Source organism: Providencia alcalifaciens DSM 30120 (assembly GCF_000173415.1).
Classification (GTDB): domain Bacteria; phylum Pseudomonadota; class Gammaproteobacteria; order Enterobacterales; family Enterobacteriaceae; genus Providencia; species Providencia alcalifaciens.
In genome coordinates this window covers 59,400-74,339 of record NZ_ABXW01000018.1, presented here as the reverse complement: position 1 = coordinate 74,339, position 14,940 = coordinate 59,400, and the positions used below count along the sequence as shown (strand labels likewise).

Sequence of the window (14,940 nt, the reverse complement as noted above, 5' to 3'; positions counted from 1 at the left end):
TCTTTTTTCATGTTCATCTAGTATCTAATATTTCAATTAACTATCTATGTTTTGCAATAAAAAAGGGCGATATTTCGCCCAATTGTTATATCTATCAATGCTTATTGTGTGTTTGGTATTGGTGTTTTAATAAGTTGATTAATTAGAATTTGCTGATCATTTTTCTTCAGCCAAATGGCATATAAAGGCTTAGTAATAACGTTATCTGAGAGCGTTTTTAATGTTGGATAATGTTGGAGCCAATGTGTAGGTAAAAATGCCGCAGAAAGCGATACAGGCAATAATTGGCGTGTAATCTCAGCGGATGTCGTAATCATGACAGGGGTGTCATCTTGGAGTAGAGCTGGCTCGTTTTTGGGATGAAAATCAGCCCCCCATTCCAATTTGATAAAATTATACTGAGTCAGTGCGATATTCTTTTGTGATGCCATTAGCTGGAGTTGAATTGAGCCGATGATGGTACTTTCAAGCTCATCCATTTTTGGTGGCTCAATTGCAATCAATAAATCTAATTCTCGGGAGTGTAACTGTTTTACGAGGGATTGGCGTGTTGACACTCGAGCTTCTAATCTCAGCTCATCATGCTGGTTGTATAGCACTTCAAGCCAATTTGTCAGATAGCTTTCCCACAGGGATGCTGTTGCACCAATAGAAAGTTCTGTGTGTTGGGATGCGTGTGAGATCTCTTTTTTAGCCTGAAGCCATGTATTCATTAATGATTCAGCATAAGGGACTAAACGTTCCCCCGCTGCAGTCAAACGAATATTATTCCGGTGCCTTGTAAATAGGCTGGTGCCTAATTGTGTTTCTAACTGTCTGATACGAAAGCTAACGGCAGACTGCGTTAAGTAGAGAGATTCTGCGGCTCTGCCGAAGTGTCTGGTTCTACTGACTTCTAAAAAAGTTCTTAATAACTCGCTGTCCACACGCATCTCCAATAATTTTTGTCGTGATGATTTAAATGTTTTGTTTTACAGATTGTCAATGCTGTCTAATACTCCGCGCCATATAGAGTTGACCGTAATCAGTTAGGAGTGTGTCAGATGGCAGATAGCTTCATCACGACTAATCGTTTTTTTGATAATAAACATTACCCACGTGGCTTTTCTCGTCATGGTGATTTCACCATTAAAGAAGCTCAGTTGCTAGAACGTCATGGCCAAGCTTTCAATGAGCTTGATACAGGAAAACGCGCAGCGCAAACAGAAGAAGAAGAATTATTCGTCGCTGTTTGCCGTGGAGAGCGCGAACCTGTAACCCCTGAAGAAAAGGTATGGGTGAAATATTCTAGTCGAATCAATCGTCCAAAGCGCTTCCATACACTATCAGGTGGCAAACCACAGATAGACCCATCGGAAGACTATACCGATACGGATGATTAATTTCATTAGTATTAGAACAATATAAGCGTTAAAACAAATAGGGACTTAGGTCCCTTTTGTTTTATGCAGTGTTATAAACACCCTCTTAATGCCCTCAGCTTACTTGTTTTTGCAAATGAAGCAATAACTTATCCATAGCTCGATATCCTAGTGCTTCTAATAAATGCTCTCTATGTATCTTTTGTGAAGAACTCAAATCTGCAATTGTTCGTGAAACTCTGAGGATTCGATGCCAAGCTCGGATAGACAGCCCAAGTTTATTCAGTGCATTCTCTAAGAATAGAGCATCTTCAGTGGTGAGTTGGCAGATTTTTGTTGTTTCTCTGGGAGTCAGTAGGCTATTGATTTTGCCAGCTCTTTCAATTTGCTGTTTTCGAGCTTCAATGACGCGCAATCGAATTTGCTCACTATTTTCTCCTTGGCTAGTTTGTTGGCTGAGTGTTCCCAAAGGAAGTAGTGGAATTTCAATTGAAAGGTCGAATCTATCTAGAAATGGGCCTGAAACCTTTGATAAGTATCGTAAAATTTTTGCGGGAGAGGAGCGGCTCATTTCGCCTTGATAGTGACCTGTAGGACTAGGATTAAGAGCAGCAATTAATTGAAAACTAGCAGGAAAACAAACTTTAGCTTTAGCTCTTGAGATAATAACTTGATGGGATTCTAAGGGTTCTCGTAGGGCATCTAATACAGAACGCGCGAATTCTGGTAGTTCATCTAGGAATAGAATACCATGATGAGCGAGCGAGATTTCTCCTGGTTTGGGTAATGATCCCCCCCCAATCAAAGCAGTGACCGATGTATTATGATGAGGACATCTGAATGGTCTTGTAGGCCATTGATTTTCAATTTTGATTGTTTGGTTCAGGCTATGTAATGCAGTAACTTCAAGGGCTTCTTGGGGGGTTAACGAGGGTAATAAAGTCATTAGCCTGCTAGCTAGCATAGTTTTGCCTGTTCCTGGCGGACCAAGCAGTAACAAATTGTGCCCGCCTGCTGCACAGATTTCTAATGCACGTTTTCCTTGCTCTTGCCCGATGATATCACCAATATCATTCTGATGATTTTGTGGACTTGGATTTTGAGTAATTTGTTGGTTATTAGGTAACGTATTTTTTTTGTGTAGGTAATGGCAAAGTTGAAGTAAGGATGTTGCAAAATTAACGCTGTTATCTGCCAATAAACTGAGCTGATGTTGGTTATCTTGAGAAAGGATCAGCCGTCTATTTTGCGTAATAGCCGCTTGAGCAGCAGGGATCCCACCATTCACATAACGTATATCACCTGAAAGTGCTAATTCACCAAGAAATTCATGCAGTTCTAATAGTTGGTGCGGTACTTGTCCTGATGCGGCAAGTATGGCGACAGCAATAGCTAGATCATAACGACCACTTTCTTTAGGTAAATCAGCTGGTGCTAAATTTACAGTCATCTTTTTCACTGGATATTCAAATCCACTATTTACTAGAGCGCTGCGTACTCTATCTCTAGCTTCTTTGACCGCTGTTTCGGGTAACCCCACTAAAGTTAATCCCGGAAGTCCATTACTAATATGTGCTTCAACAGTGACTAATGGAGCATCTAACCCAATTGATGCTCTCGTATAAACAATAGCTAATGTCATAAACCGCCCTCTTTATTTACTAGCATAATATGCTGAAAGCAATTCGATTTTTTTTCTTGTCCTTACTTTGATATTTGCGAAGCGACTCGATAATTAAATTGTTTAATTGCAGAGGTGTTACATTTTTTCTCAAAGGGCTTTTTAGCCTTTATTTTTAGTGGTTATACACACTTTTTCTTTTGGATGAGAATAGCTTTGACAGGAAATTACTTAAGTAAGATTAACTTTTTAGTTAGGTTTAATTAATTGTTTTTGGGTGAATTTTCACTAGAGAATTTAGCTGTATCATGGGTGGATGTTATGACTATTAGCTATGTCTCTGCATAAAAAGTAGTGATTTAATCTGAATTGTTTTTAATCTATTGAATTTAAATAGAATTAAAATTTTAATCATCAAAAAAGTAAATAACGGTTGTCAAAGTAATTTTAAAATGATAACTCTTTAATAAAGATAACGATTAAAGTTGAAAAGATTAAACTCATGAACAAATTCATCCAAGTGATTAGCCTAATTATTAGCGTGGTGGTGATTATTATCCCACCGTGCGGGGCTGCACTTGGACGACGAAAGCTGAAATAATAGCTAAATCTTACGAGAACCCCGCACCGAAAGGCGCGGGGTTTTTTTTGACATAAAATTCTAGCAAACCAACAAAAATAAGAAAAAAACAATAAATACAAATGTATAGATGATAGACAGGAGATGAGAATGAACGGAGCACAGTGGTTAGTGCAGGCATTAAGAACACAGGGTGTTGATACAGTTTTTGGGTATCCCGGCGGGGCTATCATGCCAGTGTATGATGCTCTGTACGATGGTGGTGTTGAACATTTACTGTGTCGGCATGAACAGGGCGCAGTCATTGCCGCCATTGGCTATGCTCGTTCAACAGGAAAAACGGGGGTTTGTATTGCAACATCTGGTCCGGGAGCAACAAACGTTATTACAGGATTAGCGGATGCGTTGTTGGATTCTGTGCCCGTCGTTGCAATCACCGGCCAAGTTGCATCTGCGTTTATTGGCACAGATGCGTTTCAGGAAATCGATGTTTTAGGCTTATCTCTTGCTTGTACCAAACACAGTTTTTTAGTGGAGTCGATCGACGATTTACCTCGTATCCTTGCTGAAGCTTTCGCAATCGCAAATAGTGGACGTCCTGGACCTGTACTGATTGATATTCCGAAAGATATTCAGCTGCAACACGCAGATTTAGCCCCTTATTTAATGCCTGTTGATCAGCAAGAATCCACGTCAGATGCTGCAATTAAGCAAGCAAGAGAGCTGATGGAGCAGTCAGAAAAACCGATGTTATACATTGGTGGTGGGGTTGGAATGTCAGGGGCTGTAACTGAGCTGAGATCGTTTATCGAGAAAACAGGGATCCCTTCAGTTGTGACATTGAAAGGCCTAGGTGCAGTGAAGCCATCGGATAAAAATTACCTCGGTATGCTGGGGATGCATGGTACGAAAGCTGCCAATATTTCGGTGCAACGTTGTGATTTATTAATCGCGGTTGGTGCGCGTTTTGACGACAGAGTAACAGGAAAATTAAACACTTTTGCACCTAATGCTAAGGTTATTCATATCGATATTGACCATGTTGAATTGGATAAATTACGCCAAACCCATGTGGCGTTATTGGGAGATGCGAAAGCGTTGTTACCTCAATTGATGGTAGTGAAAGATATTACGGATTGGCAGCAAGAGATTCAGCAACTAAAACAAGAGTTTGAATGGCGCTACGACCATCCAGGGGAACCTATCTATGCGCCATTATTACTGAAGCAGCTATCAGACAAAATGAAGCCGAACACTATCGTTACAACAGATGTTGGTCAGCACCAGATGTGGTCAGCTCAACATATCGCAGTTGATGGACCAGAGAACTTTTTGACTTCCAGCGGGCTAGGGACAATGGGCTTTGGAATCCCTGCGGCAGTAGGAGCTCAAGTAGCTCGCCCTGAAGATACGGTTGTTTGCGTATCCGGCGATGGTTCCTTCATGATGAATGTTCAAGAGCTGGGTACCATCAAGCGTAAGCAGCTGCCTGTTAAGATTTTATTGTTAGATAACCAACGATTAGGAATGGTACGCCAATGGCAAGAGCTGTTTTTTGAACAGCGTTACAGTGAAACTATTTTAACTGACAACCCAGACTTTGTTGCCTTAGCAAGTGCCTTTGGTATTCAAGGTCGTCGTATTACATGCAAGTCTGAAGTGGATGCCGCACTGGATGAATTACTGACAAGTGATGGCGCGTTTTTATTACAGGTATCAATTAATGAATTAGAAAATGTCTGGCCATTGGTTCCACCTGGGGCTAGCAACGAAAGAATGATGGAGAAACCTTTATGATGCAGCACCAACTCTCGATATTAGCCCGTTTCCGTCCCGAGGTTTTAGAGCGTATTTTGCGCGTGACTCGCCATCGTGGATTTCGGATTAGTTCTATGAATGTGGATCAATTATCAGATAGTGATAATGTAAGTATTGAATTAACTGTCAGTAGCCAAAGACCGTTAACGCAGCTATGTGCGCAGTTAACGAAGCTCGCTGACATCACGGAAGTTGAAATAAAACAACAAGAATCACGACTATTACGCACACAGAGTGCAATGTAAGGAATAAATAAAATGACTAAGAAAGCTGACTTTATTTGGTTTAACGGTGAAATGACGCCATGGGCAGATGCAAAAGTTCATGTTATGTCTCATGCTCTGCACTACGGGACTTCCGTATTCGAAGGCGTTCGTTGCTATGACTCTCACAAAGGTCCTGTTGTTTTCCGTCATCGTGAGCACATGCAGCGTTTACATGATTCAGCAAAAATTTACCGTATGCCAGTCAGCTATAGCGTCGATGAGTTAATGGAAGCTTGCCGTGCAACCTTGCGTAAAAATAATTTAGTCAGTGCGTACATTCGTCCATTAGTTTTCATTGGTGATGTAGGTATGGGTGTTAACCCACCAGATGGTTACAGTACAGATGTTATTTTGGCTGCATTTCCATGGGGGGCTTATTTAGGTGAAGAAGCATTAGACCAAGGTATTGATGCGATGGTTTCCTCATGGAATCGTGTGGCACCAAATACTATCCCTACTGGTGCAAAAGCAGGTGGTAACTACCTATCCTCATTACTGGTTGGGAGTGAAGCTCGTCGCCATGGCTACCAAGAAGGGATTGCATTAGATGTTCATGGTTATCTGTCCGAAGGGGCAGGTGAAAATATTTTTGAAGTAAAAGATGGCATTCTGTATACGCCTCCATTTACTTCATCTGCATTACCGGGGATTACCCGCGATGCCATTTTGACATTGGCGAAAGATATGGGAATCGAAGTGCGTGAACAAACGCTGTCTCGTGAATCTCTGTACTTAGCGGATGAAGTCTTTATGACAGGAACAGCTGCTGAAATCACTCCAGTTCGCAGTGTTGATGGTATCCAAGTTGGTATCGGTCGTTGTGGTCCTGTGACGAAGAAAATTCAGCAAGCATTCTTTGGTTTATTTAACGGTACAACAGAAGATAAATGGGGCTGGTTAGATCCAGTAAACCCTCAATAATTAAATACTATAAATTACAGGCGGTCGTTCCCCGCCTGTTTTAAAACTCGGGAGTTAAGATATGCCTAAGTACCGTTCAGCAACAACCACTCATGGCCGTAATATGGCAGGTGCGCGAGCATTATGGCGCGCGACAGGTATGACCGATGATGATTTTGGTAAGCCAATTATTGCCGTTGTAAACTCATTTACTCAGTTTGTTCCGGGTCATGTACATTTACGTGATTTAGGTAAACTCGTCGCAGAACAAATAGAACTAGCGGGCGGCGTCGCGAAAGAGTTTAACACTATTGCTGTGGATGATGGGATTGCGATGGGGCATGGCGGCATGCTGTATTCCTTACCTTCTCGTGAGCTGATTGCTGATTCAGTAGAATATATGGTCAATGCGCACTGTGCGGATGCGATGGTGTGTATCTCCAACTGCGACAAAATTACCCCAGGTATGTTGATGGCATCTTTGCGTTTGAACATTCCTGTCATCTTCGTTTCTGGTGGACCAATGGAAGCAGGGAAAACCAAGCTTTCAGATCAGATTATCAAACTTGACCTTGTGGATGCGATGATCCAAGGGGCAAACCCGAATGTCAGTGATGAAGATAGTGAAAAAATTGAGCGTTCCGCATGCCCGACATGTGGGTCATGTTCCGGTATGTTTACTGCGAACTCGATGAACTGTTTAACGGAAGCGTTGGGTCTTTCCCAGCCTGGTAATGGCTCATTGTTAGCTACCCATGCGGACCGTAAGACATTATTTATTAATGCAGGGAAACGCATTGTTGAGCTGACAAAACGTTATTACGAACAAGACGATGAAAGCGCACTGCCACGTAATATTGCGAATAAAGCGGCATTTGAAAATGCCATGACGCTGGATATTGCGATGGGAGGTTCAACAAATACAGTTCTGCATTTATTGGCGGCGGCACAAGAAGCAGAAGTTGATTTTACGATGGATGATATTGACCGCTTATCTCGACAAGTTCCTCACTTATGTAAAGTGGCACCAAGTACTCAGAAATACCATATGGAAGATGTGCATCGTGCTGGTGGCGTGATTGGTATTCTTGGTGAATTGAGTCGTGCTGGTCTATTACAAGAAAATGTAACGAATATTTTAGGGCTTTCATTACCCGAAATGCTGGCACAGTATGATGTCATGCTGACGAAGGATGAGTCTGTAAAATCCATGTTTTCCGCAGGTCCTGCAGGTATTCGTACCACTCAAGCTTTTTCTCAGAATTGCCGTTGGCCATCACTGGATACTGACCGTGAAAATGGTTGCATCCGTAATCTTGAACACGCTTATAGCTTGGATGGTGGTTTGGCAGTTCTTGCCGGCAACATCGCCGAGGATGGCTGCATTGTAAAAACCGCAGGTGTTGATGAAGGTAGCTTAATTTTCCGTGGACCTGCAAAAGTGTATGAAAGCCAAGATGATGCAGTAGACGCAATTTTAGGCGGAAGAGTTGTTGCTGGTGACGTTGTTGTGATCCGTTATGAAGGTCCTAAAGGTGGACCTGGCATGCAAGAGATGTTGTATCCAACATCATATTTGAAATCGATGGGACTAGGAAAAGCCTGTGCGTTGATCACTGATGGGCGTTTTTCTGGTGGAAGCTCCGGTTTGTCAATCGGACATATTTCGCCAGAAGCAGCAAGCGGTGGGTTACTGGCTTTAGTGCAGGATGGAGATATCATCGACATCAATATTCCAAACCGTACTATTGAGTTGGATGTGGACGAAAGCGAGCTGACCAAACGCCATGAAGCAGAATTAGCTCGTGGAGATAAAGCCTATACGCCACGTGACCGTCAGCGTGAGGTTTCTTTCGCTTTACGTGCTTATGCTTCTTTAGCGACGAGTGCAGATAAAGGTGCTGTACGCGATAAGTCTAAATTAGGAGGCTAATTGTGGCAGCAGCAAAACCATTACCTTCAGCACCGACGGGTGCTGATTACCTGAAGGCTGCATTAAGTGCGCCAGTTTATGAAGCCGCTCAGGTGACGCCGCTTCAAGAAATGAATAAACTTTCTTCACGTATGGGCAATACAATTTTGGTCAAGCGTGAAGATAGGCAGCCAGTACATAGTTTTAAGCTACGCGGCGCTTATGCAATGATTGCAGGTTTGACGGAAGAACAAAAAGCGAAAGGTGTCGTCACGGCTTCTGCCGGAAATCATGCGCAGGGTGTCGCATTATCCGCTAACCGTGTAGGGATCAATGCGAAAATTGTTATGCCAATAGCAACCGCGGATATCAAAGTGGATGCGGTGCGTAGTTTTGGTGGTGAGGCGATTTTATTTGGTGCGAATTTCGATGAAGCTAAAGCTCACGCGATTGCGATGGCACAACGTGAAGGTTCCACCTTTGTTCCGCCTTTTGACCATCCATTGGTGATCGCAGGGCAGGCAACGATTGCGTTAGAGCTTCTTCAGCAAGATGCACATTTAGATCGGATTTTCGTACCTGTTGGCGGCGGTGGATTGATCGCAGGGATAGCGGTATTAATTAAACAGCTTATGCCTGAAATCAAGATCATTGGTGTAGAGGCGGAAGATGCTGCATGTTTAAAAGCGGCATTAGAAGCAGGTCATCCAGTGGATCTCCCTCGCGTAGGCTTATTTGCCGAGGGGGTTGCCGTTAAGCGTATTGGTGATGAAACATTTAGATTGTGCCAACAATATGTTGACGATGTTATCACCGTGGATAGCGATGCAATTTGTGCCGCGTTGAAAGATATTTTTGAAGATGTCCGTGCGATTGCTGAGCCGTCGGGAGCGCTAGCGCTAGCAGGGCTAAAAAAATATGTTCAGCAGAATAACATTAAGGGCGAAAGGCTGGCACATATTCTGTCTGGCGCGAATATGAATTTCCATGGCTTACGTTATGTCTCTGAGCGTTGTGAATTAGGTGAGCAGCGAGAAGCATTGCTTGCGGTGACAATTCCCGAGCAGAAAGGCAGTTTTTTACGTTTTTGCCAGCTGCTAGGTAATCGTTCGATCACGGAATTTAATTATCGTTATACGGATGCTGATCCTGAACGAGCCTGTATTTTTGTAGGGGTTCGGTTAAATGGCGGCGAGCAAGAACGTCATGATATCATTAAAGAATTACAAAATAATGATTATGAAGTGGCGGATTTGTCTGATGATGAAATGGCGAAACTGCATGTGCGCTATATGATTGGTGGTCGCCCATCGAAGCCATTGGATGAAAAGTTGTATAGCTTTGAATTTCCTGAATCTCCGGGGGCGTTATTAAAGTTCTTGGAAACATTAGGAACGCACTGGAATATTACGTTATTCCATTATCGTAGTCATGGAACTGACTACGGGCGAGTGCTGGCAGCATTTGAGTTATCCGGTCCAGAAGTGCGTTTTGATCGCCATCTTGATGCACTAGGGTATGAATATCATGATGAAACGGGAAATCCCTCTTTTCGTTTTTTCTTAGCGCCGCAAGGTAGCAAACAAACATTAGATTGAGTGTTCAGGGAGCAATTCCCAGAATGCTTTAACTAATGGTTCACTTAGGCGTTTGCTGAGTAAGCAAACGCCTAGCTCAAATGGTTCTACCATCGAAATATTATCTAATTGCGATATACGGCTACGCACAGGTTCTGGGCTGTTATCGACGACAACGCTGGGTATCAACGCGATCCCACAGCCGAGCGCTACCATGGAAACAATAGCTTCATGACCCGATACGGTGGCATAAATCACCGGATTATGGATGTGATGACGCTTAAACCATAACTCAATTCGTTTACGGGATGGCCCATGCTCAGGAAGGATGAAGGGAACTGAGGACCAGTCTGGATCATCTTCGGTGACCATGCTCCTTACTGCACAAGGTAATGACGGTGCAATGAGTACAAGTGGAATTTCACCAATTTTAGCAAATCGTACATTGTCGGGTAATTTTTCAGGTTTACCTGCGATGCCTAAATCAGCTTCTTTGGTTTCAACTTTATCAACGGCATCAGCGGCATCCCCCGTTGTAAGTTTTATTTCGACTAGTGGATGCAATGCGCGGAACTTATCAAGCACTTGTGGCAAATGGCTATATGCCGCAGTGACTGAGCAGAATAAGTGCAGCTCACCGCTCAACGAAGGGCTTTGTTGGTTTAGGGCATGTTTTAGCTGCTGATATTGCAATAATGTCTGTTGAGCAAACTGTTTGAGATGTTCTCCCGCTTGGGTCAGTTTCACTGAGCGGTTATCGCGAATAAAGAGTGGATGCCCTAATTGATCTTCCAAGCGCTGAATTTGCCTTGATAATGTTGACGGGCTGACATGCATGGCTTTGGACGTGCGCCCAAAGTGGCAGCTTTCTGCTAGATGCAGAAATAGTTGTAGATCACGAATATCCATATTGCCCTCAGGTTACGCGCTGATTTTCGTTGCAAATATTGCAACATTATATTGTCAATATATCAATTTAAGCAATGCCAAGCATCGCATATAGTGAATACATAACTGCTCAATAATGAGCAACAGGTAACGATAATCAACTTGCCTGATAATACGAACACAACAGAACACTGACCGAATAATGGAGTAAGACCATGACGAATTATTTTAATACACTGAACTTGCGTGAGCAGTTAGCTCAATTAGGTAAATGCCGCTTTATGAATCGTGATGAATTTGCGGATGAAGCAGGATACCTGAAAGGTAAAAAAATCGTCATTGTTGGTTGTGGTGCTCAAGGTCTAAACCAAGGTCTGAATATGCGCGATTCTGGCTTAGATATCGCTTATGCTCTGCGTCCAGAAGCGATCAAGGAAAAACGTGCATCATGGCGTAAAGCGACAGAAAATGGTTTTAAAGTTGGTACTTATGAAGAACTGATCCCTGAAGCAGATTTAGTGGTTAACTTAACTCCAGACAAACAACACTCTACGGTTGTTCGTGCTGTTCAGCCAATGATGAAGCAAGGTGCTGCACTGGGTTACTCTCACGGTTTTAACATCGTTGAAGTGGGTGAAGAAATTCGCAAAGACATCACTGTTGTGATGGTAGCACCAAAATGTCCAGGTACAGAAGTTCGCGAAGAATATAAACGTGGTTTCGGTGTTCCAACACTGATTGCTGTTCACCCAGAAAATGATCCGAAAGGTGAGGGAATGGCAATTGCTAAAGCATGGGCAGCAGCAACTGGTGGTCACCGTGCTGGTGTTCTGGAATCATCATTCGTTGCAGAAGTTAAGTCTGACCTGATGGGGGAGCAAACTATTCTGTGCGGTATGTTGCAAGCTGGCGCGTTGCTGAGCTACGACAAAATGGTTGCAGATGGTGTTGAGCCAGGCTATGCAGGTAAATTAATTCAGTTTGGTTGGGAAACCATTACGGAAGCTCTGAAACAGGGCGGTATCACCCTGATGATGGATCGTCTGTCTAACCCTGCGAAAATCCGTGCTTATGCACTGTCGGAACAACTGAAGACTATTTTAGCGCCACTGTTCCAAAAACATATGGATGACATTATTTCTGGTGAGTTTTCATCAACAATGATGGCAGATTGGGCGAATAATGATAAAAACTTGCTGACATGGCGCGAAGAGACAGGGAAATCTGCGTTTGAAAACTACCCTGAGTTTGCAGGTAAAATTTCTGAGCAAGAGTATTTTGATCATGGTGTTCTGTTAGTTGCAATGGTTAAAGCAGGCGTTGAGTTGGCGTTCGATACCATGTTAGAAGCCGGCATTCTTGAAGAATCGGCTTACTATGAGTCACTGCATGAATTGCCACTGATTGCGAACACTATTGCACGTAAGCGTTTATATGAAATGAACGTCGTTATTTCAGATACTGCAGAGTATGGTAACTACCTGTTCTCATTTGCAGCCGTGCCAATGCTGAAAGAGTTTATGACCAAGTTACAAGCGGGTGATTTAGCAAAATCAGTTGCAGATAACGGAACGGATAATGCGCAATTACGTGATATCAACGAAGCCATTCGTAACCACCCTATCGAGAAAATCGGTAAGACTTTGCGTGGTTATATGACGGATATGAAGAAGATTTCTAGCGCACAATAATTTTTCGTCACTCTTCGTGTGATAGGAGCGTTGGCTACACTCGGTTACCTAAGTCACATACTAATGTATGCCCCATAGGATAATCTCCTTTGCGGCCTTCCTCTAACGCGAATAGTTTAGAAAAATACGTTTTATAAGAATGAAAAATCGCTAAATCAAAACCGTATGGCATTTTGTCATACGGTTTTTTGTTTTTTATAAATAGGCAGGATCGTTGCTCAAGAGTTGGGTCGGTTTCTGCTACAATCTGTAGCGAATTCCTTTTTGAATAACTAAGTGATACAGAGAAACCATGCGATTAAATCCTAGCCAGCAACAGGCAGTTGAATATGTAGATGGTCCGTGCCTTGTTTTGGCAGGGGCAGGCTCAGGTAAAACACGGGTTATTACCAATAAAATTGCGCATCTGATCCGCCATTGTGGTTATCAGCCTCGGCAAATTGCGGCGGTGACATTTACCAATAAAGCCGCGCGCGAAATGAAAGAGCGTGTGGGGCAAACATTAGGTAAAAAAGAAGCCCGAGGGTTAATCATTTCCACATTCCATACTTTGGGACTGGAAATTATCAAACGCGAATATAAAGCGTTAGGGATCAAAGCCAATTTTTCTTTGTTTGATGACCAAGACCAAATGGCGTTACTCAAAGAACTCACATTTGATCTGCTTGAGGAAGATAAAGATCTTCTTCAACAGCTGATCTCTGCGATCTCAAATTGGAAAAATGATCTTATTTCTCCACCGCAAGTTATTGGGCAAGCAAAAACGGAAAAAGAGCACCATTTTGCCGAGTGTTATCGCCGTTATGAGCTGCATCTAAAAAGTTGTAATGTACTGGATTTTGATGACTTAATTAGTAAGCCAACGCTATTGCTTTATCATAATGAAGAAGTGAGAGAGCGCTGGCAGCAAAAAATTCGCTATTTGCTGGTGGACGAATATCAAGATACCAATACCAGTCAGTATCAGTTGGTGAAATTACTGGTGGGGCAGCGTGCACGTTTTACGGTCGTTGGCGATGATGACCAATCGATTTATTCTTGGCGTGGCGCTAGACCGCAAAACTTGGTGTTACTCAGCCAAGATTTTCCTAAGCTGAATGTGATTAAGCTCGAGCAGAATTACCGTTCATCTGGACGTATCTTGAAAGCGGCAAATATTTTGATCGCGAATAACCCTCATGTATTTGATAAAAAATTATTTTCTGAACTGGGTTATGGTGCGCCATTAAAGGTGCTGACAGCCAATAATGAAGACCATGAAGCGGAACGTGTGATTGGTGAATTAATTGCTCACCACTTCATTAATAAAACCCAATATAAAGATTATGCGATTTTATACCGGGGTAATCATCAATCACGAATTTTTGAAAAAATGCTGATGCAAAACCGAATTCCTTACCGGATTTCGGGAGGAACTTCATTTTTTTCTCGCCCTGAGATTAAAGATCTGTTGGCGTATTTACGCGTGCTGACTAATCCTGAAGACGATAGTGCTTTTTTGCGTATCGTAAATACACCACGTCGAGAAATTGGACCTAAAACTATTCAAAAATTGGGTGAATGGGCGAATCAGCGCGGAAAAAGTTTATATCAAGCCAGCTTTGATTTAGGTCTAGAGCAGACTCTAACCGGTAAAGGTTTGGAGGCATTACAACGTTTTACCCATTGGATGGATGGCATTGTTAAAACTTCTGAGCGCGAGCCGTTGATCGCAGTTCGAGATTTACTGCGAGAAATGGATTATGAGAGCTGGCTATACGAAACGTCGACCAGCACTAAAGCAGCTGAGATGCGAATGAAAAACGTCAATCAATTGTTTACATGGATGAGCGAAATGATTGAAGGGGATGAGCTTAATGATCCCATGACGTTAAATCAGGTTGTCACGCGCTTTACTTTGCGCGATATGATGGAGCGTGGGGAAGATGATGAAGATTCAGATCAGGTTCAATTGATGACGTTACATGCGTCAAAAGGTCTTGAATTTCCTTATGTTTTCTTAGTAGGAATGGAAGAGGGATTATTACCTCACCAAAGTAGTATTGACGAAAATAATATTGATGAAGAGCGTCGTCTAGCTTATGTGGGGATCACGCGAGCGCAGCGAGAATTATTTTTTACGCATAGCCGTGAACGTCGACAATATGGTGAGCTGATCCGCCCTGAATTAAGCCGTTTTTTGATGGAATTACCACAAGACGATTTGGTGTGGGAACAACAACGAAAAGTGGTGACTGCCGAGGAGCGAATGCAAAAAGGTCAGTCTGCTCTGGCTGATATTAAAGCGCGTTTAGGATTGAATAAGAAAACGGATTCATGACGGGTA

The 14,940-nt window shown here is 42.7% G+C and carries 12 protein-coding genes; 9 read left to right on the top strand and 3 right to left on the bottom strand.

What is annotated here, in order from left to right:
• Positions 1-101: 101 nt before the first annotated feature.
• The gene (gene hdfR / locus PROVALCAL_RS05905) at positions 102-932 is read right to left on the bottom strand and encodes an HTH-type transcriptional regulator HdfR (RefSeq protein ID WP_006658225.1); all 831 of its coding nucleotides are present in this window, start codon (positions 930-932) and stop codon (positions 102-104) included.
• 111 nt (positions 933-1,043) lie between these two features.
• Between hdfR and PROVALCAL_RS05900 the strand changes: the two genes are divergently transcribed.
• Complete coding sequence (locus tag PROVALCAL_RS05900; RefSeq protein WP_006658224.1) at positions 1,044-1,382, top strand: MaoP family protein; 339 nt, start codon at positions 1,044-1,046, stop codon at positions 1,380-1,382.
• 94 nt (positions 1,383-1,476) lie between these two features.
• On the opposite strand, the gene PROVALCAL_RS05895 is transcribed toward PROVALCAL_RS05900, so the two are convergent.
• Positions 1,477-3,003, bottom strand: a complete 1,527-nt coding sequence (locus PROVALCAL_RS05895) for a YifB family Mg chelatase-like AAA ATPase (RefSeq protein ID WP_006658223.1) — start codon at positions 3,001-3,003, stop codon at positions 1,477-1,479.
• Positions 3,004-3,484: 481 nt separating this feature from the next.
• Between PROVALCAL_RS05895 and ilvL the strand changes: the two genes are divergently transcribed.
• The 6 genes from ilvL to ilvA all read left to right on the top strand — a co-directional run bounded on the left by ilvL (position 3,485) and on the right by ilvA (position 10,056).
• A complete protein-coding gene (gene ilvL, locus PROVALCAL_RS19545; protein WP_108478773.1) occupies positions 3,485-3,583 on the top strand; it encodes an ilv operon leader peptide in 99 nt (32 codons plus the stop codon).
• A 129-nt stretch (positions 3,584-3,712) separates the two neighbouring features.
• A complete protein-coding gene (ilvG, locus tag PROVALCAL_RS05890) occupies positions 3,713-5,359 on the top strand; it encodes an acetolactate synthase 2 catalytic subunit (protein ID WP_036963175.1) in 1,647 nt (548 codons plus the stop codon).
• Positions 5,356-5,625: an acetolactate synthase 2 small subunit gene (gene ilvM, locus PROVALCAL_RS05885; RefSeq protein WP_006658221.1), complete on the top strand. Its 270-nt coding sequence runs from the start codon at positions 5,356-5,358 to the stop codon at positions 5,623-5,625. Before ilvG ends, ilvM begins: the two co-directional genes overlap by 4 nt.
• A gap of 12 nt (positions 5,626-5,637) precedes the next feature.
• The gene (locus tag PROVALCAL_RS05880) at positions 5,638-6,567 is read left to right on the top strand and encodes a branched-chain amino acid transaminase (RefSeq protein WP_006658220.1); all 930 of its coding nucleotides are present in this window, start codon (positions 5,638-5,640) and stop codon (positions 6,565-6,567) included.
• 61 nt (positions 6,568-6,628) lie between these two features.
• On the top strand, positions 6,629-8,479 hold the full coding sequence (ilvD, locus tag PROVALCAL_RS05875) for a dihydroxy-acid dehydratase (protein ID WP_039861675.1): 1,851 nt from the start codon (positions 6,629-6,631) through the stop codon (positions 8,477-8,479).
• A gap of 2 nt (positions 8,480-8,481) precedes the next feature.
• Positions 8,482-10,056: a threonine ammonia-lyase, biosynthetic gene (gene ilvA / locus PROVALCAL_RS05870; protein ID WP_006658218.1), complete on the top strand. Its 1,575-nt coding sequence runs from the start codon at positions 8,482-8,484 to the stop codon at positions 10,054-10,056.
• Here the strand turns inward: ilvA and ilvY are convergent.
• A complete protein-coding gene (ilvY, locus tag PROVALCAL_RS05865; protein WP_006658217.1) occupies positions 10,048-10,944 on the bottom strand; it encodes an HTH-type transcriptional activator IlvY in 897 nt (298 codons plus the stop codon). The two genes, ilvA and ilvY, sit on opposite strands and share 9 nt — an antisense overlap.
• A gap of 194 nt (positions 10,945-11,138) precedes the next feature.
• On the opposite strand from ilvY, the gene ilvC reads away from it, so the two are divergent.
• On the top strand, positions 11,139-12,614 hold the full coding sequence (gene ilvC / locus PROVALCAL_RS05860; RefSeq protein WP_006658216.1) for a ketol-acid reductoisomerase: 1,476 nt from the start codon (positions 11,139-11,141) through the stop codon (positions 12,612-12,614).
• A 292-nt stretch (positions 12,615-12,906) separates the two neighbouring features.
• On the top strand, positions 12,907-14,934 hold the full coding sequence (gene rep / locus PROVALCAL_RS05855) for a DNA helicase Rep (RefSeq protein ID WP_006658214.1): 2,028 nt from the start codon (positions 12,907-12,909) through the stop codon (positions 14,932-14,934).
• Positions 14,935-14,940: the final 6 nt, after the last annotated feature.